This is a genomic window from Polaromonas sp. OV174 (genome assembly GCF_900112285.1).
Lineage (GTDB): Bacteria > Pseudomonadota > Gammaproteobacteria > Burkholderiales > Burkholderiaceae_C > Polaromonas.
Genome location: NZ_FOKZ01000009.1, coordinates 85,791 through 105,968, shown reverse-complemented (window position 1 = coordinate 105,968; position 20,178 = coordinate 85,791). Strand labels below are relative to the sequence as shown.

At 58.8% G+C, this 20,178-nt stretch carries 21 protein-coding genes; 11 read left to right on the top strand and 10 right to left on the bottom strand.

Features of this window, described 5'->3' with window-relative positions; translation table 11 throughout:
• Positions 1-21 precede the first annotated feature (21 nt).
• Positions 22-3,528: a DNA polymerase III subunit alpha gene (gene dnaE / locus BM160_RS10160; protein ID WP_092004406.1), complete on the top strand. Its 3,507-nt coding sequence runs from the start codon at positions 22-24 to the stop codon at positions 3,526-3,528.
• Between the two features lie 86 nt (positions 3,529-3,614).
• On the opposite strand, the gene tolA is transcribed toward dnaE, so the two are convergent.
• The 9 genes from tolA to BM160_RS22585 all read right to left on the bottom strand — a co-directional run bounded on the left by tolA (position 3,615) and on the right by BM160_RS22585 (position 10,001).
• A complete protein-coding gene (gene tolA / locus BM160_RS10155; protein WP_092004404.1) occupies positions 3,615-4,550 on the bottom strand; it encodes a cell envelope integrity protein TolA in 936 nt (311 codons plus the stop codon).
• Positions 4,551-4,579: 29 nt separating this feature from the next.
• On the bottom strand, positions 4,580-5,020 hold the full coding sequence (locus BM160_RS10150) for a biopolymer transporter ExbD (RefSeq protein WP_092004402.1): 441 nt from the start codon (positions 5,018-5,020) through the stop codon (positions 4,580-4,582).
• Positions 5,021-5,161: 141 nt separating this feature from the next.
• Positions 5,162-5,854 carry a protein TolQ gene (tolQ, locus tag BM160_RS10145; RefSeq protein WP_092004399.1) on the bottom strand — a complete coding sequence of 231 codons (693 nt, stop codon included), beginning with the start codon at positions 5,852-5,854 and terminating at the stop codon, positions 5,162-5,164.
• A gap of 13 nt (positions 5,855-5,867) precedes the next feature.
• Positions 5,868-6,440 carry a tol-pal system-associated acyl-CoA thioesterase gene (locus BM160_RS10140; RefSeq protein ID WP_092004396.1) on the bottom strand — a complete coding sequence of 191 codons (573 nt, stop codon included), beginning with the start codon at positions 6,438-6,440 and terminating at the stop codon, positions 5,868-5,870.
• Positions 6,437-7,633 (bottom strand): pyridoxal phosphate-dependent aminotransferase, encoded by a 1,197-nt coding sequence (locus tag BM160_RS10135; protein WP_092004393.1) that lies wholly within the window; start codon positions 7,631-7,633, stop codon positions 6,437-6,439. The genes BM160_RS10140 and BM160_RS10135 overlap by 4 nt, the downstream gene beginning before the upstream one ends.
• 37 nt (positions 7,634-7,670) lie before the next feature.
• Entirely contained in the window at positions 7,671-8,186 is a 516-nt protein-coding gene (gene nusB, locus BM160_RS10130) for a transcription antitermination factor NusB (RefSeq protein ID WP_092004390.1), read from the bottom strand.
• A gap of 38 nt (positions 8,187-8,224) precedes the next feature.
• A complete protein-coding gene (ribH, locus tag BM160_RS10125; protein ID WP_092004388.1) occupies positions 8,225-8,689 on the bottom strand; it encodes a 6,7-dimethyl-8-ribityllumazine synthase in 465 nt (154 codons plus the stop codon).
• Positions 8,690-8,709: 20 nt separating this feature from the next.
• Positions 8,710-9,816, bottom strand: coding sequence for a bifunctional 3,4-dihydroxy-2-butanone-4-phosphate synthase/GTP cyclohydrolase II (ribBA, locus tag BM160_RS10120; RefSeq protein WP_092004386.1), 1,107 nt, complete (start codon positions 9,814-9,816; stop codon positions 8,710-8,712).
• The gene (locus BM160_RS22585; protein WP_177218977.1) at positions 9,813-10,001 is read right to left on the bottom strand and encodes a hypothetical protein; all 189 of its coding nucleotides are present in this window, start codon (positions 9,999-10,001) and stop codon (positions 9,813-9,815) included. Before BM160_RS22585 ends, ribBA begins: the two co-directional genes overlap by 4 nt.
• 286 nt (positions 10,002-10,287) lie before the next feature.
• On the opposite strand from BM160_RS22585, the gene BM160_RS10115 reads away from it, so the two are divergent.
• Complete coding sequence (locus BM160_RS10115; RefSeq protein ID WP_143093217.1) at positions 10,288-10,818, top strand: hypothetical protein; 531 nt, start codon at positions 10,288-10,290, stop codon at positions 10,816-10,818.
• Positions 10,819-10,880: 62 nt separating this feature from the next.
• Here BM160_RS10115 and BM160_RS10110 read toward each other — a convergent pair whose 3' ends face one another.
• A complete protein-coding gene (locus BM160_RS10110; protein WP_092004380.1) occupies positions 10,881-11,198 on the bottom strand; it encodes a helix-turn-helix domain-containing protein in 318 nt (105 codons plus the stop codon).
• 257 nt (positions 11,199-11,455) lie between these two features.
• Between BM160_RS10110 and BM160_RS10105 the strand changes: the two genes are divergently transcribed.
• The 9 genes from BM160_RS10105 to BM160_RS10070 all read left to right on the top strand — a co-directional run bounded on the left by BM160_RS10105 (position 11,456) and on the right by BM160_RS10070 (position 20,173).
• Positions 11,456-12,493 (top strand): dienelactone hydrolase family protein, encoded by a 1,038-nt coding sequence (locus tag BM160_RS10105; RefSeq protein WP_092004377.1) that lies wholly within the window; start codon positions 11,456-11,458, stop codon positions 12,491-12,493.
• Positions 12,494-12,735: 242 nt separating this feature from the next.
• The gene (locus BM160_RS10100; RefSeq protein WP_255368802.1) at positions 12,736-13,086 is read left to right on the top strand and encodes a hypothetical protein; all 351 of its coding nucleotides are present in this window, start codon (positions 12,736-12,738) and stop codon (positions 13,084-13,086) included.
• Positions 13,087-13,099: 13 nt separating this feature from the next.
• Positions 13,100-13,435, top strand: a complete 336-nt coding sequence (locus tag BM160_RS10095) for a hypothetical protein (protein ID WP_177218976.1) — start codon at positions 13,100-13,102, stop codon at positions 13,433-13,435.
• Between the two features lie 138 nt (positions 13,436-13,573).
• Positions 13,574-14,515: a site-specific integrase gene (locus BM160_RS10090; RefSeq protein WP_092004371.1), complete on the top strand. Its 942-nt coding sequence runs from the start codon at positions 13,574-13,576 to the stop codon at positions 14,513-14,515.
• A 10-nt stretch (positions 14,516-14,525) separates the two neighbouring features.
• Positions 14,526-14,822, top strand: a complete 297-nt coding sequence (locus BM160_RS10085; protein ID WP_092004368.1) for a hypothetical protein — start codon at positions 14,526-14,528, stop codon at positions 14,820-14,822.
• Between the two features lie 170 nt (positions 14,823-14,992).
• On the top strand, positions 14,993-15,205 hold the full coding sequence (locus BM160_RS10080; RefSeq protein WP_177218975.1) for a methylation-associated defense system helix-turn-helix domain-containing protein MAD1: 213 nt from the start codon (positions 14,993-14,995) through the stop codon (positions 15,203-15,205).
• On the top strand, positions 15,202-18,201 hold the full coding sequence (locus BM160_RS10075; protein ID WP_369821768.1) for an SNF2-related protein: 3,000 nt from the start codon (positions 15,202-15,204) through the stop codon (positions 18,199-18,201). Before BM160_RS10080 ends, BM160_RS10075 begins: the two co-directional genes overlap by 4 nt.
• Positions 18,198-18,368 (top strand): hypothetical protein, encoded by a 171-nt coding sequence (locus BM160_RS22580; RefSeq protein ID WP_177218974.1) that lies wholly within the window; start codon positions 18,198-18,200, stop codon positions 18,366-18,368. Before BM160_RS10075 ends, BM160_RS22580 begins: the two co-directional genes overlap by 4 nt.
• A complete protein-coding gene (locus tag BM160_RS10070) occupies positions 18,368-20,173 on the top strand; it encodes an AIPR family protein (RefSeq protein WP_092004362.1) in 1,806 nt (601 codons plus the stop codon). The genes BM160_RS22580 and BM160_RS10070 overlap by 1 nt, the downstream gene beginning before the upstream one ends.
• Positions 20,174-20,178: the final 5 nt, after the last annotated feature.

The following is a 20,178-nucleotide window of genomic DNA, read 5'->3' as shown; positions in this document are numbered from 1 at the left end:
CCCAGACCTAAAATGAAGCGCATGTTTGTCCATTTAAGAATCCACACCGAGTTTTCAGTCGTTGACGGCACCAACCGCATTGATGAAATCGTTGCCGCCGCCGCTGCCGACCTGCAACCGGCGCTGGCCATTACCGATCTATGCAATCTGTTTGGCACGGTCAAGTTGTACAAGGAGGCGCGTGGCGCCGGTGTCAAACCCTTGATTGGTGCCGATGTCTGGGTGCAAGTGCCGGGGAAAGACGCTGCTGCGCCGGCGGTCCGGCTGCTGCTGCTGGTGCAAAACCGCCAGGGTTATCTAAACCTCTCAGAACTGATCACCCGGGCCTGGACGAAAAATGTGGTGCGCGATCAGGCCGTCATCACCTTGGAGTGGCTTGAGGAGCTCAATGAGGGCTTGATTGCCCTGTCTGGCGCGCAGGGCGGCGCTGTCGGACAGGCGCTGCTGCAAGGCGACAGCGCACGGGCGACGGAGTGCGCCCGCTATCTGAGCGGCCTTTTCCCGAATCGCTTTTACCTGGAGCTGCAGCGCGCCCAGCGTGCGGATGACGAACGTCATGTGGTGGCTGCCGTGCAACTGGCGGCCCAGCTCAGGCTGCCGGTGGTGGCGACCCACCCGGTGCAGTTTCTCACCTATGAGGACTACGAGGCCCACGAGGCGCGCGTCTGCATTTCCGAGGGCGAAATCCTGGGCAATGCGCGCCGCGTGCGCAAGTTCACCCGCGAGCAATATTTCAAGTCGGCGGCTCAGATGGAGGCGCTGTTTGCCGACCTGCCTTCGGCACTGGCCAATACGCTGGAAATCGCCAAACGCTGCAATCTGACGCTGGAGCTGGGCAAGCCGCAGCTGCCCGACTACCCGACGCCCGAGGTCAATGGCGTGCGCATGTCGCCTGAAGACTATTTCCGGCATGCCTCGTTTGAAGGGCTGGAGGAGCGTCTGCTGCAGCTTTATCCGGATACTGCGCTGCGCGATGCCAAGCGGGCGGAATATGTGGCGCGGCTGGAGTTCGAGATCAAAACCATTTTGAACATGGGTTTCCCGGGCTATTTTCTGATCGTGAGTGACTTCATCAAGTGGGCCAAGAACAATGGCTGTCCGGTCGGACCGGGCCGGGGTTCCGGTGCCGGCTCGCTGGTGGCTTATGCGCTGAAGATTACCGACCTGGACCCCCTGCAGTACAACTTGCTGTTTGAGCGCTTTCTGAACCCCGAGCGGGTGTCCATGCCCGACTTTGATATTGACTTTTGCCAGGGCAATCGCGATCGCGTGATTGACTACGTGAAAGACAAATACGGCCATGCGGCGGTCAGCCAGATCGTCACCTTCGGCACCATGGCGGCGCGAGCGGTGATCCGCGACGTCGGCCGAGTGCTGGATTTTCCCTACGGCTTTTGCGATGGCATCTCCAAGCTGATTCCCAACAAGCCCGGCCAGGCGGTGACGCTGCAGCTACCGCCGCCCGGCGGCGGCAGCGGCAAACTGGTTTATGCCATGGAGGCCGAGCCGGTGCTGGCCGAGCGTGAGGCCAACGAAGAGGATGTTCACACGCTGCTGGAGCTGGCGCGCAAGCTCGAAGGCCTGACGCGCAACGTCGGCATGCATGCCGGCGGTGTGCTGATCGCGCCGGGCAAGCTGACCGACTTTTGCCCGCTCTACCAGCAGCCAGGCAGCGGCTCCGCGGTGAGCCAGTACGACAAGGACGATGTCGAGGCGATTGGCCTGGTCAAGTTCGACTTTTTGGGGCTGGCCACACTGACCATCCTGGAGCTGGCGCGTGAGTTCATTGTCGGTCGCCATCCGGGGCAGGAAAACTTTGCTTTCGAGACCATCGCGCTGGACGACCGCGCGACCTACGGCCTGTTTCAGGAAGGCAAGACCGAGGCGGTGTTCCAGTTTGAAAGTATCGGCATGCAGCGCATGCTCAAGGACGCCAGGCCGACCCGGCTGGAAGACCTGATTGCGCTCAATGCGCTTTATCGTCCCGGCCCCATGGACCTGATTCCCAGTTTCGTGGCGCGCAAGCACGGCCGCGAGGTGGTCGAGTACCCGCACCCGCTGGTCGAGCCGGTGCTGGCCGAAACCTACGGCATCATGGTCTACCAGGAGCAGGTGATGCAGACGGCCCAGGTGCTGGGCGGTTACAGCTTGGGCGGCGCCGACATGCTGCGCCGCGCCATGGGCAAGAAAAAGGCCGAGGAGATGGCCGAGCACCGGCAAATCTTCCGCAAGGGCGCCGCCGAAAAAGGCATTGGCGAGCAACAGGCCGACGAGGTGTTCGACCTGATGGAGAAGTTTGCCGGCTATGGCTTCAACAAGTCGCACGCCGCCGCTTACTCGCTGCTGGCCTATCACACCGCCTGGCTCAAGGTGCATTACACGGCGGAGTTCTTCTGCGCCAATATGACTCAGGAAATGGACGACACCGACAAGCTCAAGGTGTTGTACGAGGATGCCAACAAGTTCAACATCACTTTCGAGCCGCCCAATGTCAACACCGGCACCTACCGCTTTGAGCCCATCACCAACAAGGTGATCCGCTATGGCCTGGGGGCCATCAAGGGCACGGGCAGGCAGGCCATCGAGGCGATTGTTACCGCCCGCGAGGAGGGCGGTCCCTTCGCTTCGCTCTACGATTTCTGCGTGCGGGTTGATCGCAGCCGGATGAACAAGCGCACGGTGGAAGCGCTGATCAAGGGCGGCGCCTTTGACACCATAGAGCTGAACCGCGCCGCGCTGCTGGCTTCGGTGGAACGGGCCTTCGAGTTTGCCGCCGCGACCCAGGCCAACGCCAACCAGGGCGGGCTGTTCGACATGGCCGACTCGCATGGCTCCAGCACTCAGGAGCCGCCACTGGTCGAGGCCGATGTTTTTGGCGTCAAGGCGCGGCTGGTGTTGGAAAAGACGGCGATCGGTTTTTACCTTTCCGGCCATTTGTTCGACGAGGTCGAGGCCGAGGTGCGGCAGTTTGCCAGGCGCAAGATTGAGGACATGAGCGACTCGCGCGATCCGCAAATGCTGGCCGCCATCGTCGGTGATCTGCGCGTGATCAACGGCAGTCGCGGCAAGCTGATCATCTTCAAGCTGGACGACAAGACCGACGTGCTGGAAGCCTCGGTGGATGAGGCCACCTTCAACACCTATCGCAACTTGCTCAAAGACGACGAGCTGGTGATTGTGCAGGGCACGCTGCAGGGTGCGTCCGAGCGCTTTGGCCGGCGCTTCAAGGTGACGCAGGTCTGGGATCTGGAGTCGGCACGCTGCAGATTCGGCAAGTACTTGCGCGTCGCCGTCAATGGCCGGGCGCCAGACATTGCCCGCATGGTCAAAGACTTTCCGCCGCGCCCTGAGATGACGGATCAGGGCGAGTTAAACCGTGGCTTGTCGGTGCGCTTGAGCCTGCGGCGCGAGGGCGCCACGGCCGAGCTGCAGCTGGGCGAGGCGGCCAAGTTTTTCCCGACCGACGCGGCGCTGATCAGCTGGAAGACGCAGGCCGACAGAGGGCTGGCGAAGATTGTTTATGAGTGAAAAAGACCTCTAGGGCAATCAGGACGGGCGAGAGTAGCTATATTATTGATAGCTATTCGCCCGCACTCACGCTGGCTGCCTAGTCCCTAGTAGTCTTTGGGGCGAAATTCAAGAATCATGGGCGTGGGCACGCGGCCATCCACATCGCGTGGCAGCGTGCCGGTGCGGATGATGGCCTTGATCACCGCATCGTCCCAGGCGGGGTTGCCGCTGGACTTGATCAGCTTTTGGCTCATGATGGTGCCGTCGGCGGTCGTGCGTACCTCAACCTCGGCCTTGGGGTTGCCGGCAATGTCTTCGGTGAATACCACATTGGGTTTGACGGCCGCCCTGACTTTGCCGCCGTAGCTGGCCGACGGGCCGCTGGATTTCTGGGCGCTGCCCTTGGCATCGGCGCCGCCGGTGGCGCCAGCCAGGCCCATCATGCGGTTCATCGCATCCTGGCGCTGCTTCTTCGCAGCCGCCTCGGTCAGCTTTTGCTGTGCCTGCTGCTCGGCATCGTGTTTTTGGGCTTGGGCTTTTTTGGCTTCGTCAGCAGCCTTGCGCTTGGCCAACTCTTCCTTGGCTTTTTGCTCTTTTTCTTTTGCTTTTTCTATTTTGGCCCGCTGCTCGGCCTTCAGCTGCTCTTGCAGCTTGCGGGCTTTTTCCTCGGCCTTGGCCTCCGCTTCTTTTTGCAGCTGCTTGCGTTTCTTTTCCTGTTGCAGGGCGATGTCCGCATCGGGCAACGCTGGCTCGGGAGGCGCCACCTTGGTGGGCGCTGGCCTCGGGGTGGGAGTTGGCGCCTCGACCGGAGGTGGCGGTGGCGGCGGCGGTGTTTCTATCAGTTTCGGCGCGGCCTGCTGCGGCAGGCTGGACCACAACTCGGCGTCAAAAGAGACCGTCTGGTCGCTGCGTTTCCAGTTGACGCCCCAGGTCAGTGCGGCGATCAGCAGCACATGGGCGAGCAAGGCCAGCCCGAAGGCGCGCAGGTTTCCTGTGTCCCGGGGTGGGGCGAATTCAAGACGTTCTGCTGCGCTGGGCATGGTGGATTGTGGCGGCCTGTGGCTATCTATTACTTGCTGCCTGAGGTTTGCACCGACAGGCCAACCCGTGACACATTGGCCTTTTGCAAGGCACTCATGACCTGGACCACGGTTTCGTACTTGATGGACTTGTCGGCACTGATCACGACCGGCACCGCCTGCTCGCCCGCGGCTTGCACGGCCGGCTCCTGTTTCACGATGTCGGCCGCGACATGGCTCAGCGTGCTGCTCAGGGTATCGGCCTTGATCTTGATTTGAATGCTTTCGTCCTTGTTGATCAGGACCTGCACCGGATTTAGCGGCTGCTTGGAGGCCTTGCCGACCTTGGGTACGGCAATCATGCTGGGCGTGATCAGCGGCGCCGTCACCATGAAGATGATGAGCAGCACCAGCATGACGTCGATAAACGGCACCATGTTGATTTCACTGATGGTGCGGCGACCCCGGCCGCGTGAGGAAACTGCTGGCATGGTGTGTTATTCCTAGGTCGCAAGCGACCTGATCTTGAGCGATAGAGCGTGCGGCCGCTGCGCCGGGCCGCCCCAAGCATGGCCAGCCCCCTCGGGGGGCAGCGCATTACACGAAGTGAAAAGCGTGGGGGTCATCATCCTCTAGTGACCCGAGGGCGATTGCGCACCCAGGTTGCGCTGCAGGATGTTGGAAAACTCTTCAATAAAGGTTTCCAGGCGATTGGCGATGCGGTCTATGTCGTGGGCAAAACGGTTGTAGGCAACCACGGCCGGAATGGCGGCGAACAAGGCGATGGCCGTGGCGACCAGGGCCTCGGCAATGCCGGGCGCCACGGTGGCCAGCGTGACCTGTTCCATGGCGGCGAGCCCGGTGAAGGCGTGCATGATGCCCCAGACCGTGCCGAACAAGCCGACATAAGGCGAGACCGAGCCGACGGTGGCGAGAAACGACAGGTTGGCCTCGATGGCATCCATCTCGCGCTGATAGCTGGCGCGCATGGCACGGCGTGCGCCGTCCAGCAGAGTGCCGGCATCGTTGATGTGGCGTTCGCGCAGTTTCTGGTATTCACGCATGCCGCTGGCAAAAATGCGTTCCATGGCGCCCGAGTGCTTGGCGTTTTGAGCTGCTCCGGCGAATAAGTCGTTCAGGCTGGTGCCTGACCAGAACTCGCGGTCGAAGTCGTCGTTGAGCTTTTGGACTTTTTTCAGCGCCACGATTTTGCGGAAGATCGCGGCCCAGCTGGCAATGGAAATGCCCACCAGCAAGGCGACCACCAGCTGGACAACCCAGCTGGCATGGAGAAGGAGACTGGCAATCGAGAGGTCTTGGTTCATGTTGAAGCTTTGATCAAGTTTTGAAGCAGTCAAGAATGGCGGCGGGAATGCGCATGGGCTGCAGACTGGCTGCATTGACCCAGCCAATCCGTATCGTGCCTTCGCAGAGTAATGTAGCCCCCACGCTGTTCGCTTCGCGTAATGCGCTGGCCCCCGAGGGGGCTAATGTTTCTTGGGGCGGCTCGGCGGGAAATGGCCCCTTACCCAAGGCTCTGTCGGATAGTTTGCTTTGCTCTGTTTTTAATAGCGCCTGCTGCTTGATTATCATGGACGCCCGGCCAATTTCCATCAGGCTTGCGGTCACGGTGAGTTGGTCGTCGAGGCGGGCAGGGCGATGGTAGCGGATGCTGGTTTCGCTGACGACAAACATGCCGCCGCTGCTGTTCTTGAGTTGCTGCTGCTCCAGCCCCAGGGATCTGAGCCATTCGGTGCGCGCGCGTTCAAAAAATTTAAGGTAGTTGGCGTAAAAAACGATGCCGCCGGCGTCGGTGTCTTCCCAGTAAATACGGATGGGCCACTGGAAAATCCGTTCGGGCTGAGTCTGATTGAGTTGGTCTATAGGCTCGGGGCTCACGGTCGCACTCATGCCAGAACAGCCTCCAGCCGTGCCACGGCTTCGCGTAACTGGGCCATCGAATTGGCCGTGGAAAACCGTACAAAGCGATCTGGCGCGGCCTGGCCAAAATCGCGGCCCGGCGTAACCGCCAGATGAGCGCGCTGCATCAACTCAAAGGCAAAGTCCCAACTGCCGCTGACGCCCAGGCGGGCCGCAGCGTCGGTGCAATCGGCATAAGCGTAGAAGGCGCCGTCAGGCATCACGGGCACATGCATACCCAGGCGTTTGAGTTCGGGAATGAAGTAGTCGCGCCTGGCCTTGAACTCGGCGCGGCGGCGCTCGTATTCCTGCAGGCTATCCGGCTCGAAACAGGCCAGGGCGGCGTGCTGTGCCACGCTGCTGGCGCAGATGAAGAGGTTTTGCGCAATCCGTTCTATCACCGGTGCCAGGGCTTCGGGGACGACCAGCCAACCCAGCCGCCAGCCGGTCATGTTGAAGTATTTGCTGAAGCTGTTGATGCTGATGACGCTTTGGCCCAACTCGCCCGGCATAGCCAGGGCCGAGTGGCCGAAGTGTTCTTCATAGCTGAGGCCGAGATAAATCTCGTCAATCAGGGTGATGCCGCCCCGGCTGTGCACAAATTCGTGAATCCGCTGCAACTCTTCAGGCGCAATGGAGGTGCCGGTGGGGTTGGAGGGTGAGGCCAGCAAGACGCCGCGTGTCTTGTCGGTCCAGGCAGATTCGACTTTCTCGCGGGTCAGCTGAAAGCGTTCCTCGGCCGTGGTCGGAATCAATACCGAGCTGCCTTCGGCGGCACCGACAAAGTGCCGGTTGCAGGGATAGCTCGGATCGGGCATCAAGATTTCGTCGCCGGCCTCTATCAGGGCCAGGCAGGCGAGTTGCAGAGCGGCCGAAGCGCCTGCCGTGATGATGATGCGGCTGGGCGCCACCTGGGCGCCAAAGCGTGAGGCATACCAGTCGCTGATGCGCTCGCGCAAGGCCGGCAGGCCGGTGGCCTGGGTGTATTGCGTGTTGCCCTGGGCAATAGCGCGGCTGGCCGCCTCTTGCACCAGTGGCGGGGCCGTGAAATCGGGCTCGCCGATGTTCAAAAAGATCATGGGCTGGCTGGTGTGGGCCACTTCTTGCGCCAGGGTGGCTGCTGCCTTGGCAACCTCCATGACGTAAAAGGGCTCAATCCGCTGCGCGCGCTGGGCAATTCTCACGGCAAAACTTTCAGGATTCCGGTCTGGTTGACCGGTTTTATCTGGCTTGATCGGCGGCAACTTCCGCGGCGCGCAGCGAGGGTGCCATCTTGTGCAAAACACCGTTGACGTACTTGTGACCGTCGGTGCCGCCAAAGGCCTTGGCCAGCTCAATGCATTCGTTGATCACGACACGGTAGGGCACGTCCAGGCAATGGCTGAATTCGTAGGCGCCTATCCACAGCACGGCATGCTCGACCGGGGAGATTTCGGCCATTTTCCGGTCCAGCAAGGGCAGGATGCCGGCGTCCAGCGTGAGGGCGTCGCGGATGCAGCCGTGCAGCAGTGCATCGTAATGGGCCGAGTCGGCCTTGTGAAAGCCCACCAGGTCGCGCGTGAAGGCATCAATCGAATCGGCTTCATTGCGGCCCACCAGGTGCTGGTACAGGGCTTGCAGGGCAAATTCCCGTGCGCGGGTGCGAGCCGACTTGTCGGCTGCTTTTTTCACGCCGGTGTCGGTCAGGCCGGTACGGGTTTGCGGGGGTCGTTTGGATTTGATAGTGGGTTCAGCCATGAAGCGCCTGTGAAGTAAGTGGGTTGGGGTCAGGGGCTTTAGGAAATGTCGTTCAGCAGTAAGGCCATTTCGACCGCAACGCGCGCGGCGTCGCGTCCTTTTTCTTCCTGGCGAGCTTGCGCTTGCGCCAGGTTTTCGGTGGTCAGGATGGCATTGGCGATGGGCAGTTGGTAGTCCAGTGCCAATCGTGTCACGGCCGAGCCGCTTTCATTGGCGACCAGTTCAAAGTGATAGGTTTCGCCGCGAATGATGCAGCCCAGAGCGATCAGGGCATCGAATTTTTCGGTCTCTGCCAGAGCTTGCAGGGCACAGGGCACTTCCAGCGCGCCGGGCACCAGCACATGGGTGATGTTCTCGGCTTGCACTCCCAGCGTCGCCAGCTCCTGCTTACAGGCCTGGGCCAGGGCGTTGGTCACGCTTTCGTTGAAGCGCGCCTGCACCACGCCAATGGATAGTTTTTTGCCGTCAAGCTGGCCGGCTGAGCCTTTTTCTGCACCAAACACGATGAATTCCCTTTGATTGTTTAGTCTTTGTCGATGTAGCCGACGATTTCTAGGCCATAGCCGGTCATGCTGGGCATGCGGCGCGGGTTGCCCATGAGCTGCATTTTTTGCACGCCGCATTCGCGCAGGATCTGCGCGCCTACGCCGTAGGTGCGCAAGTCCATGCGGCCGCGCTCGGGCGCCTGGGCGGCGCGTGCCGTGCCCTCAAACTGGGCCAGCAGCTGTGCCGCGCTTTCGCCGCAGTTGAGCAGCACCACCACGCCACGGCCTTCTTCCTCGATGTGCTTGAGGCTTTGATCCAGGCTCCAGGAGTGCATGGAGCGGCCGGTTTCCAGCAGATCCAGCACCGACAAGGGTTCGTGCACGCGCACGGCCACGGTGTCGGCGGCGCTCCATTGCCCCTTGACCAGCGCCAGGTGCAGATCATGGCTGGTCTTGTCTTTGAAGGCGTGGGCCGTGAACTCGCCAAAGGCGGTCTGGAGCGTTCGGCTGCCCATTTTTTCCAGCAGTGATTCGTTGCGGCTACGGTGCTCGATCAGATCGGCAATCGTGCCTACCTTGAGCCCGTGCTCGGCCGCAAACAGCCGTAGATCGGGCAGCCGGGCCATGGTGCCGTCGTCGTTCATGATTTCGCAAATCACGGCGGCCGGCGAGCAGCCCGCCATGCCGGCCAGGTCGCAACCCGCTTCGGTATGACCGGCACGCATCAGCACGCCACCATCGACCGCCTGCAGCGGAAAGATGTGGCCCGGTTGCACCAGGTCGCTGACCTTGGCGTTTTTGGCCACGGCAGCCTGCACGGTTCGGGCGCGGTCGGCGGCAGAAATGCCGGTGGTCACGCCTTCGGCGGCTTCGATAGACACCGTGAAGGCCGTGGAGTACTGGGCGCCATTGCGGGCGGCCATGGGTGGCAACTGCAGCAATTCGCAGCGCTCCCGTGTCAAGGTCAGGCAGATCAGGCCACGGCCGAAGCGGGCCATGAAATTGATCGCTTCGGGCGTGACATGGTCGGCTGCCAGCACCAGATCGCCTTCGTTTTCGCGGTCTTCTTCATCGACCAGAATCACCATGCGGCCGGCGCGCATGTCGGCCACGATGTCTTCGACAGGGGAGATGAGTGTTGTCATGGAGTTGTTGTGGTGCGGTCTTTGAGCATGCGTTCGACGTAGCGCGCGATTGCATCGAGCTGAAGAGCTTTCATTGGTGAAAAGTGGCTGCTTGGAGAATAAATCACAAAAATACCGTCATAAATACCGTCAATCAAAAAAACCGCTTCGCCCGATTCATTTGAACGATTTTCGCACGCTTGCACTGCGTAGCGTTTTAGGTCACAAAAGTGAGCCTACATAAAGTTTTACGGCAATTGATCTTGAAATTTCACATGATAAAATTACTTGGTCGCTTTGGTAGTCGCGAGCCGAACAACCAGAGACGATCAAGCACACGTTCGTGCAGCCAGAAGCGAACTGAGGCCCAGTCCTCACGTCTCGCAGACCTGAATCCCCTTTTGCATTCTTCTCTTTAGGATTCCGCCGATTCCCGGTGTGGCTGCCGCATGGGCGCTTGTTTCCTTCAACCTCAACCAGGAGTAAGAAACCATGGCAACCACAAAACCAGTATCCGCAACAGCAGGCCCACTCCCCGAAGGCTTCGTCTCACCGTTCACCCGCGTAGAGATGGAGCCGAATGCTCGAATCGACGACGGCCTGTGCTGCGTGGCAATGCTGGTCAACCAGCCTTTGGACAAAATTAAAAAGCTCGCCTACCAACTCGGGTTGACAGAGCACGGCCCGGCATGGGTGTATTCGGACTTGCTGGGCAGGCTGCTTTATCAATTTGATCTGGTTGCCAGTGAAGACAAGGAAGTGCCGAGCATCGACGCACTGCCGGACGTCGCACTGATCACCGCCCACTACAACCCCGATACCGAGTTCGGTCGCTGGGTGCTATGGCATCACGTCAGGGGCGAAGGTGACTCCCCGAGCTTTCACTATGTCGTCGACCCGGCTTATTGGATCGATCCCAGGCATCACGTCACCAACGATTTCAAGGTGCTGATCACGCCCAAGCATCCCATCTACTACATCGAGGTCTCGCCCAAACCTAGCCCAAGGGGTAAGGGCAAGTAGGCACCGGAGGTCGCGGCTGGCCCTGCAGAGCGAAGCAATCCAGACGGAGTGCCGCAGGCTGGCTAGGAGGGCGCCACCCGATTCGGCACCGCCGCTTTGACCTTGCGCTTGGGCAGTGCATCCAGCAGGGCCGCGGAAGACACACCCAGGGCGGCCGCAATGCGCCAAATATTGAAAAGCGACACATTGCGCTCCCCGCGCTCCACCGAGCCCAGGTAGTTCGGATGCAGGCCAGCGGCTTCCGCCACCGCTTCAATGGTCAAAAGCCGTTCGTGCCGCACTTCCCGCAAAGCCGTGCCAAAGGCCTCCAACAGGCGCGCTTGCTCGCGTTTGGCGGCGGCGTCTAGCGGTTGAGGGGTGGGAACTGGGGCACGCGGCATGCCCTGCAGTGTTCAAAAAAGCACACTAAGAGTACACAACCTATGAGTTTGGTCTGTGGCAAACTCAGCTTGCAACCAAACGTAAAGTGTTTTAACGGGAGGATAAATGGCAACAAGACAGAAAAAACAGGACGACTCCATCATCTATTCAGTGATCGCAATGGTGACCACGGGGCGCAAGTTAAAGATGCTCAGCGAGTTCGAGTAACAGGACGCCTCCCTGTACCAATCAACCTATCCACGATGCAAGAGTAACCATGAAAATCACACACACGCTTTCCGCACTTCTGGTGGTGGCCGCCACGATGTTTGCCGGACCAGTCTCGGCCCAATTCTCCACAAGTTCCGACACGGACTTCGATGCAAGCAAGCTGGAGAAGACCATGATGCCGTCGTTCGCCTGCACCGGGTTCTGGAAAACTCCTAGTTTCAAGTGCGTGCCGATTCAGATCCCTGTGTACCTCGCCCGTGCAAAGGGCGGTGATCGCTCCGCTCTCGTGCTTATCAGCCACGGTGCCGGACCGGTGGACAAGCGCCACAGTGAATATGCCAAACACCTTGCCGAGAACGGCATCAACGCAATGGTCATGGGCCACTGGCAGGCGCGCGGCATGGTGTCCTCTGGCGGCGACTACCAGGTGGCACGCGCCAAGGGCGGTGACGGGGTGAACTGGGCACTTGATGCTGTGTCCATCCTGGCCCAGCTCAAGCAGACGCCTGAGTGGAAAGATGCCAAAGTCGGCTATCTTGGCGAAAGCATGGGCGGCGCGGCTGCCGTTAATGTCACGCGCCCCTACATTGAGGCTATCGTGAAGGATCAGATGAAGTTGCAGACTGTCAACTTTGACGCCTCCGTTGGCCTCTACCCCGCCTGCATCGACCGCTCTGAAATTGAGAGTTTCAAGAAGGTGCCCTTGCTGCTGGTGTCCGGCGAGAAAGACGACATTACCCCGCCAGCGACCTGCGAAACCCAAACGAAGTGGATGAACGCACGCGGCGGTGACGTGACGCTGAAAGTCCTTCCCGGTGAGAACCACGATTGGGATGCCCCTACGTACCGAAAACACGTGAACTATGAGAACACCAGCAAATGCTCCAACACCCGCAAGGGTAACGTGTTCGTCTTGGAATCGAACGGCAAAGAGTACCCCGGCACGCCGGAAGGTTTCCGTGACATGCGGAACGACTGCCGCACCGTCGGCTTCCTGATGGGCAATCGCGGCAACCAGAAGGCAGGCTTCGACGTGTGGACCCAATACCTGTCCGGCAAGCTGCTTATCGGAAGCGCAAAGTAGCCATTCCAAGGTCCGTGAAGCGCTCACGCAGCCTTTCCGCGTTTCTGGCCGCCGCATCAATTCGACACCGCGCTGACATGAATCGTCTCAAGGTTCAGCAGTAGATCCAGACCGGGCGGAACACCCGGGCTGCCCCACTCCGGCTAACGCCGGTTCCTCTAAGCACGCAACTCGCGCCCACCCAGGCGCGGGCGGCGTGCTTTTGCATTTCCGAATCCACTTAAAAGTTAGAAGGCTCCATCATGAGTACTGATCGCGTTCCTGTGCCAGACCAACACATCGAAACCGTCAAAACCAGCGGGCGACCCTTGTTCGACATGGGCCAGGTGGTTGCGACCCCGACTGTGCTGGCCCACCTCGACAAACATGGTGTCTACCCCTCGGTGCTGCTCAACCAGCATTGCCACGGCGACTGGGGCGTGGTGGATGCCCATGATGCCAAGTGCAACGACGAGGCGACTCGCAACGGTGGAAGGATTCTGAGCGCCTACGACGTGGAGGGCACGCGCATCTGGGTGATCACGGAAGCAGAAACCGGTGGCGACAACCGGGCGCGCGCCAGCACCTGTTTGCTGCTCCCAAGCGAGTACTGACATGGCCAGCCGGATGACAGCGATTCGGCCCATGCGGGACTTGATGGCCCGCTTGCCCAAACTCCCGCTTACCGGCGAGCAGGAGGTTGACTTTGCCGCTGCGGACCCCGCGCTGCTCGTAGCCATCGCGGACGATGCGGAAATGCTGATGAGCGCAATGCACAACGGCGTCGGCGCCATGGGGCAGTTGCTGGCTCACTCCGCCGTCATGGTGGAGGACGGCACCATCAGCGCCGATTGCCTGGAGGCACTCGGATTCATCATGTCCGAGCTGGGCGATATGGCCGCAGGCTGTATGGCGCTGGCCGCACATTGCCGCCGCGAAACCGCCGACTACAACCCATCGTAAGCCGCCCAACGGCGCAGGCCGCTATCAAAACGGGCCAGGCGATGCGACTTCACGTCGGCCGCACAAGCGCCGCCACAGACCTACCTCAAACGCGCACAACGCAGCCAAGCGCGCCGCGCAGTTACCCATGGACGAGGCATGAACGCTCAAACCAACAATACCAAGAGCCCGAAGCCCAAGCCTTCGAGACTCGTTACCAGCTACACCCAAGCAGCCCAGGCGGCCTCTACCAAGCGCAGCTATGCGCAGGACGTACGGCATTTCAAGGCCAATGGCGGAAAGATTCCGTGTGCTCCTGAAACGATAGCGGAGTACTTAGCTACGTTTGCCGGTGTGCTGGCGGTGGCGACCCTGGCGCACCGGCTGATTGCGATCCACCGGGCACATACAGATCGAGGGCTGGACAGTCCCGTCAAGGACCGGTTGGTCAAGCGCACGATGCAAGGCATACGTCGCACTTTCGGAGTAGCGCAAAAAAGAGCGAGGGCGTTGGTCAAGGATGACCTTCTTGAGCTACTGGTGCTGGTTGCCAAGCAGAAACCGCTGAAAGCGGCCCGGGACAAAGCCATTTTGTCTATCGGCTTTGCCGGAGCATTCCGGCGTTCTGAACTGGTTGCATTAACCGTTGAGGACATCACCCCACATTCGCACGGTCTTGAATTGCGTATTGTTCGATCGAAAACTGACCAAGAGGGCGAGGGGCGGACGGTATTTATACCGCTGGCAAAGTCAGAGGAGCGCTGTCCGGTATGTGCCTTGCAACACTGGCTGGAACTAACGGGAATCCGGGAGGGACCAATTTTCAGGCGAGTTGACCGCCACGACAGGCTAGCGTCTCCTAAGCCGCTGACGCCTCAGTCCGTTGCATTGGTGATTAAGGCTGCTGTGAAGCGAGCTAAGGGGCTAGAGGCATCCAAAGCAGTGTCAGGGCACTCGCTGCGCGCGGGCTTCGTCACTGAAGCGGCAATGGTCGGCATGCCGACCAGCCTAATCATGGGCCAGACCTCACACAAATCACTTGAAATGGTCCTCAGGTATGTCCGGCCTGTTCATAAGCGACAGATACCCAGCTTACTTTGAGACCCTAAGAATGAGTAAACCTTTTAAAAGAAAAAGATCGCCACTGTTCCAGTTGGGCGTGATTGTTTTTACGCAAGCCGTGCGCGAACATCTAGAGCTATACCGACATGACGCTAGCGACGTATTGTCTCGACATGTTGCTGGCGATTGGGGTGACCTGCCTTTAGAAGATGCGCGCGAAAACGAGTTTGCTTTGGAGCAGCCTTTGCGCATCTTTTCCAGCTACGAAGTCGCAGGACAGCGCATTTGGGTAATTACCGAGGCAGACCGCAATGCAACAACTTTGATATTTCCACACGAGTATTGATGGTTATAGGGTCTACAGAAAGGGCTTGGTCTGCGCCAAGCTTTTTTTTGTCTTTGCGAAACGCGCAGTCCTTGATCGGGCATACTCATCTCTATTCGGCCCAAATCGGCACTAAACGGTAATTGCTGCCATTTGTGATATTTGGGTGACCTTGCAGGAATGAAATATCGATGGAAACGCGTGTGACGCTGGATCGTTGGTTATCGGTGGAAGAAATAGCTAGCTATCTTGGCGTCAGTAAGGACACCATCTACGCTTGGATCGCCAAAAAGCGGATGCCTGCTCACCGGGTTGGCCGTCCTTGGAAATTTCAGAGGGCTGAGGTCGATGCTTGGGTGAAGGCTGGCGGTGCCAATGACAACAAAACGGGAGATGAGGTTTGACGACGCCGATTCAGCCAGATCAGAATATCGCGTCAGCGTACAGCTCTCACCAGCTAGCCTACTTCGCGCACCAACTTACCCGCCGCGCCGCTTCGGATTCCATGGATCGCATGGCCGGTGCCTTACTGGATGCGCAAGTAGACTTGAACCCACACCAGATTGATGCGGCACTCTTCGCCACGAGTAACCCGCTGTCGAAAGGTTCGATCCTTGCCGATGAGGTTGGCCTTGGTAAGACCATTGAGGCAGGGTTACTTATTGCCCAACGCTGGGCAGAACGCAAGCGCCGCATCCTCGTGATTGCGCCGGCCAATCTTCGTAAGCAGTGGCATCAAGAGTTGGCTGATAAGTTCGGGATCTCGGCGGGAGTTCTGGAAGCTAAGTCTTATAAGCAGGCCATCAAGGACGGTGCCAGCAAGCCCTTTGAGGCACCTTACGTGCTCATTACGTCCTACCAGTTCGCCAGCGGCAAGGCCAAGGAGGTTCAGGCCGTGCCATGGGACTTGGTGGTTATCGACGAAGCGCACCGACTACGAAACGTCTACAAGCCCGACAACAAGATAGCCCGCACGCTAAAGGACGCATTGATCTCCGCCCCCAAGGTGCTGCTGACCGCCACACCACTGCAAAACTCTCTGCTGGAGTTGTACGGCCTTGTGAGCTTTGTCGATGAAAAGGTTTTTGGTGATCTTGACAGTTTCCGCAGCCAATTCGGCTCGCTTAAGGATGCAGCCAGCTTCGATGCCCTCAAGCGTCGTATCGAGCCAGTCTGCAAGCGCACCCTGCGGCGGCAGGTCGAGGCCTATGTCAAGTACACCAAGCGTATTCCGCTACTGCAAGAGTTCGTGCCGGGAGCCGATGAAGTCGACCTTTACAACCTTGTTTCGGATTACCTCCAGCGTGATTCTCTGTTTGCATTGCCCAATAGCCAGCGGCAGCTGATTACACTGGTACTGCGCAAGCTGCTGGCTTCCAGCACGTTTGCTATTGCCGGAGCGTTGGAATCACTCGCTAAGCGCTTGCGGCAAACATTGAACGAAAAGTCGGCCAGTCTTGACTTGGCGGAGGAACTTGACCAGGACTTTGAAGGATTGGACGAGTTGGTCGAAGAAATCGACCGTCTCGAAGAGCAAGATGCTCAGGCGAGCAAGAAGACAAAGACCGAGCAAGAGATTCTGTCCATAATGGCTGAAATCATCGAACTGGAGTCGTTCCGAGATCTTGCCGTTTCCATCACCGAAAACTCCAAAGGCTTGGCCTTGCTGCAGGCCCTCAAGGTGGCTTTCGAGAAGTTGCAGGAGCTTGGCGCGGCCCAAAAGGCTATCATTTTTACCGAGTCTCGCCGCACTCAAGACTACCTCCTGTCATTGCTGGCGAAGACTTCCTACGGACCGGGCGTAATTCTGTTCAACGGCTCGAACAGTGATGCTCGCTCCAAAGAGGTGTACGCAGAGTGGATGAAAAAAAATGCGGGCACAGACCGCATTAGCGGTTCGCGCTCCGCCGATACCCGCGCGGCGCTGGTGGAGTACTTCAAGGAGCAAGGCAGCATCATGATTGCCACGGAGGCAGGTGCGGAGGGCATCAACCTTCAGTTCTGCTCCATGGTCATTAACTACGATCTGCCATGGAACCCGCAGCGTGTGGAGCAGCGCATCGGCCGTTGCCATCGCTACGGCCAGAAGCATGATGTGGTGGTGGTGAACTTCCTCAACAGGGAGAACGAGGCCGACCGGCGCGTGTATGAACTTCTGGCGCTAAAGTTCAAACTGTTCGATGGCGTGTTTGGGGCCAGCGATGAGGTTTTAGGGGCCGTCGAGTCGGGTGTCGATTTCGAGCGCCGCATTGCCGAAATTTACCAAACCTGCCGCCACCCGGATCAAATTCAATCGGCTTTCCAGAAACTGCAAGACGACCTTGCGGGCGAGATCAGCGATGCCATGCTGAACGCCCGCAAGGCACTGCTTGAAAACTTTGACGTAGACGTGCAGGAACGGCTGCGCCTCCGCGATCAGGCCGCCCGCGCGTCGTTGGGCAAGCTCGAACGCCTGCTGATGCGCTTTACGCAGGCAGCACTGGCCGCGAATGCCCGCTTCGATGAAGACGGGGCAGGCTTCCAACTCGATCGCATACCGTCCTTTGTTGATGGCATTGCAAGGCAAGCAATTCCGCTTGGCCGGTACGAGCTGCCGCGTCGAACCGACGAGGCCCACATCTACCGGCTGCAACACGTGTTGGCGCAAACGCTGATCGACTACGCCAAGGGGCTGCCGCTTGCACCTGCAAAGCTGTGCATGCACTACAACAGCTATGGTGCTCATGTCGCCGTGGTCAAACAACTGGTGGGCCGGTCCGGCACCGTGGCGGTGAACCTGCTAACGGTCGAGTCCTTGGGCACGAAAGAAGACCACTTACTGTTGGCCGCGCAGGACGACACGGGGGCCGTACATGACGCGGAAACTGTTGAAAAGCTGCTTTCCATCCCCGCCGTTGCTGGTGTCTTGCCTCTGACTAGCAATGAAGTCAACCCAGGAGCCTATGCGCCTACGAGCATGGACCAACCGGGCCAAGATTTCAATGCTGTTCACGTGCCGCTGTCGCCTGCGCTTGAGCAGGAAATCAATCGGCAGAAGACCGTCATCCTCTCTGGGCTTGAGATGCGCAACCTGGCTGCATTCACACAGGAAACGGACAAGCTAGACACATGGGCCGATGACTTAAAGGTCGGTCTTGAACGCGAAATCAAGGAGCTCGACCGCCGCATCAAGGAAACGCGCACCTTGAGCAAAGGGGCGGCCACCTTAGCCGAGAAGCTGGCGGCACAAAAAAGTCAGCGTGATCTTGAAGCCTTGCGTGACCGCAGGCGGCGCGAACTCTTTGATCGTCAGGACGAAATTCAAGCCAAGCGCGATGGCCTCATCGACGAATTGGAAAAACAACTGAAGCAGCATGTGACTGCTACGCGGCTCTTCGCCGCGGAATGGGAGGTGTCATGAAGAATCGCATTATCAACGTCAAAGGGGCTGAAGTCACCATTGCCATACGTCACGAGCAGGAGCACATCTTGCTGGATGCTATAGCCATCACGCAAATGCGTTCGCCGGTAGACATCGGTGAGATCAAGCGACTGAGCGGGCACAAGACCAGCAAGGGGCGTGCCTGATGCCCGCGCTGCCCACAAACTTTCTGAACATTCTCAAAGCCAAACTTGAGAAGGATTTCGTGCCGCATCTGCCTGAATTGATCGATAAAAAGCGACCGAAAGCCGACCAGGACAAGAAGCAGCTTTCCCGTGCCTTCAGTGGTTTCGTCCTGCACAAGATGTTGAACGTGGGCATTGCCGACGCGGCGCAGTCCGTGGTCGATGACTTTGATGACAACGGTCTAGATGCCATTTATTACGAGACCGCCAGCAAGACCCTCTACCTCATACAAACAAAACTCGAGGCGACCAAGCAGTTCGACGAACCTGAAGCTATTCGCTTTCGCAACGGCACCGAGTACCTGCTGGGTCAGCAATACAGGCGATTTAATGTCAACGTACAGAGGCGAAAAGATGAACTCGACGATGCCTTTGACGAAGCTGAAAAGATCAAGCTCGTTGTTGCCTATGTTGGTTCCGGTTTTTCTGTGCATGCACGAAATGTGCTCACTGACTTAACGGAGGACGAAGAGCATCACGAAGCCGCACGCCTGCAAGCGGACATCGAGGAGTACGGTCCGGACAAGGTTCAGGCCGACCTGCTGGCCGAACAGAGTGTCGGGGTGGTGAATGACAGCCTAGTTCTGAGCAAGTGGCAACACCTCGGCGGGCACCGCGATACCCATATCGGCGTGGTGCTGGTCTCTGATCTGGTGGCCTTGCACAAGAAGCATAAGAAGGCGCTGTACGAGCGCAATATCCGGTACTTCCTTGGATCGCGTGAGTCGGATGTCAATAAGTCGATTCAGGAAACTTTGCGCACAGCACCAGACGAGTTTTTCTATCTGAACAACGGCGTCACCGCCTTGGCTGATCTAGTCGAGGCACCACAAGGTACCAAGACCAACAAACGTTTGCGACTGCGCGGCCTTTCGGTTATCAATGGCGCGCAGACGATTTCATCCGCAGCAGAGTTCGTCGCGCAGAACCCGCTTTGCGACATTTCCAATGCCAAAGTCTTAGTGACAATCATCAAGGCCGATTCTGAAGGTCGGTTCGGTCGTTCCGTGACGCGGGCGCGCAACCATCAGAACCCCGTCTCAACCGGCAACTTTGCTTCCCTTGATCCTCGGCAGGAAGAGCTGCGACGCGAGCTGGCCTATCTTGGCTACAGTTACCACTACAGGCCAGAAGCAACGCCTCGCAACGCGGAGGTTTCAGCCAACATCATCACCATCGAGCAAGCCATGAAGGCATTGGCCTTGTTCGAGGTTGATTCGCGTTACCCGTTTTGGCTCAAGAATGAAATTTCCCGGTTCCAGAACGCGGAGTCCAGCGAGTACCAATCGTTATTTACGCCAGCGCTGACTGGGGCGCAACTCGTCAACAAGGTGAAATTCCTCCGGTTTGTTCGAGGCGTGCTAGCTTCCAATGCGGCTGCGACAGGAGGGGCAGAAGGACTCTTCTACAGGCATGGCATCTTTGTGGTGGCCGCTGTTCTTGCGAAGCGTTGTCGCACCCGGGTCAATGAGCCGGACGTGTTGAAACAGACCCAGATTAATCAGCTGCTGAGCGTGCCTCTCGATGAATGCCGACAGGCCTGCTGGGACAAGGCTAGGCCGCAGATTGGGCAAGGGCGCAGCGTATTGTCATATTTCCAGAATCAGGGCCGAACGGTGGGTTTGATGGATAACTGCATGTCTTCCATATATGGGCTTGAACAGGCAACGGCATACCAAGCGGTGAAGCAGATAGCAGATCGAAGAGAAGCCTTTCCACAGGAAAGAGTATTTCGTTATCTGACAACCCAAGCACCGCAGATTTGAGGAAT

Coding starts and splice junctions, on each gene's coding strand:
- ribBA (WP_092004386.1), bottom strand. CDS start 9,816: ATGACAACACTCATCTCCCCTGTCGAAGACATCGTGGCCGACATGCGC.
- tolA (WP_092004404.1), bottom strand. CDS start 4,550: ATGCCCAGCGCAGCAGAACGTCTTGAATTCGCCCCACCCCGGGACACA.
- BM160_RS10150 (WP_092004402.1), bottom strand. CDS start 5,020: ATGCCAGCAGTTTCCTCACGCGGCCGGGGTCGCCGCACCATCAGTGAA.
- BM160_RS10110 (WP_092004380.1), bottom strand. CDS start 11,198: ATGCCGCGTGCCCCAGTTCCCACCCCTCAACCGCTAGACGCCGCCGCC.
- nusB (WP_092004390.1), bottom strand. CDS start 8,186: ATGGCTGAACCCACTATCAAATCCAAACGACCCCCGCAAACCCGTACC.
- BM160_RS10080 (WP_177218975.1), top strand. CDS start 14,993: ATGGAAACGCGTGTGACGCTGGATCGTTGGTTATCGGTGGAAGAAATA.
- BM160_RS10105 (WP_092004377.1), top strand. CDS start 11,456: ATGAAAATCACACACACGCTTTCCGCACTTCTGGTGGTGGCCGCCACG.
- BM160_RS10085 (WP_092004368.1), top strand. CDS start 14,526: ATGAGTAAACCTTTTAAAAGAAAAAGATCGCCACTGTTCCAGTTGGGC.
- dnaE (WP_092004406.1), top strand. CDS start 22: ATGTTTGTCCATTTAAGAATCCACACCGAGTTTTCAGTCGTTGACGGC.
- BM160_RS22580 (WP_177218974.1), top strand. CDS start 18,198: ATGAAGAATCGCATTATCAACGTCAAAGGGGCTGAAGTCACCATTGCC.
- BM160_RS10070 (WP_092004362.1), top strand. CDS start 18,368: ATGCCCGCGCTGCCCACAAACTTTCTGAACATTCTCAAAGCCAAACTT.
- BM160_RS10100 (WP_255368802.1), top strand. CDS start 12,736: ATGAGTACTGATCGCGTTCCTGTGCCAGACCAACACATCGAAACCGTC.
- BM160_RS10115 (WP_143093217.1), top strand. CDS start 10,288: ATGGCAACCACAAAACCAGTATCCGCAACAGCAGGCCCACTCCCCGAA.
- BM160_RS10090 (WP_092004371.1), top strand. CDS start 13,574: ATGAACGCTCAAACCAACAATACCAAGAGCCCGAAGCCCAAGCCTTCG.
- BM160_RS10095 (WP_177218976.1), top strand. CDS start 13,100: ATGACAGCGATTCGGCCCATGCGGGACTTGATGGCCCGCTTGCCCAAA.
- tolQ (WP_092004399.1), bottom strand. CDS start 5,854: ATGAACCAAGACCTCTCGATTGCCAGTCTCCTTCTCCATGCCAGCTGG.
- BM160_RS10140 (WP_092004396.1), bottom strand. CDS start 6,440: ATGAGTGCGACCGTGAGCCCCGAGCCTATAGACCAACTCAATCAGACT.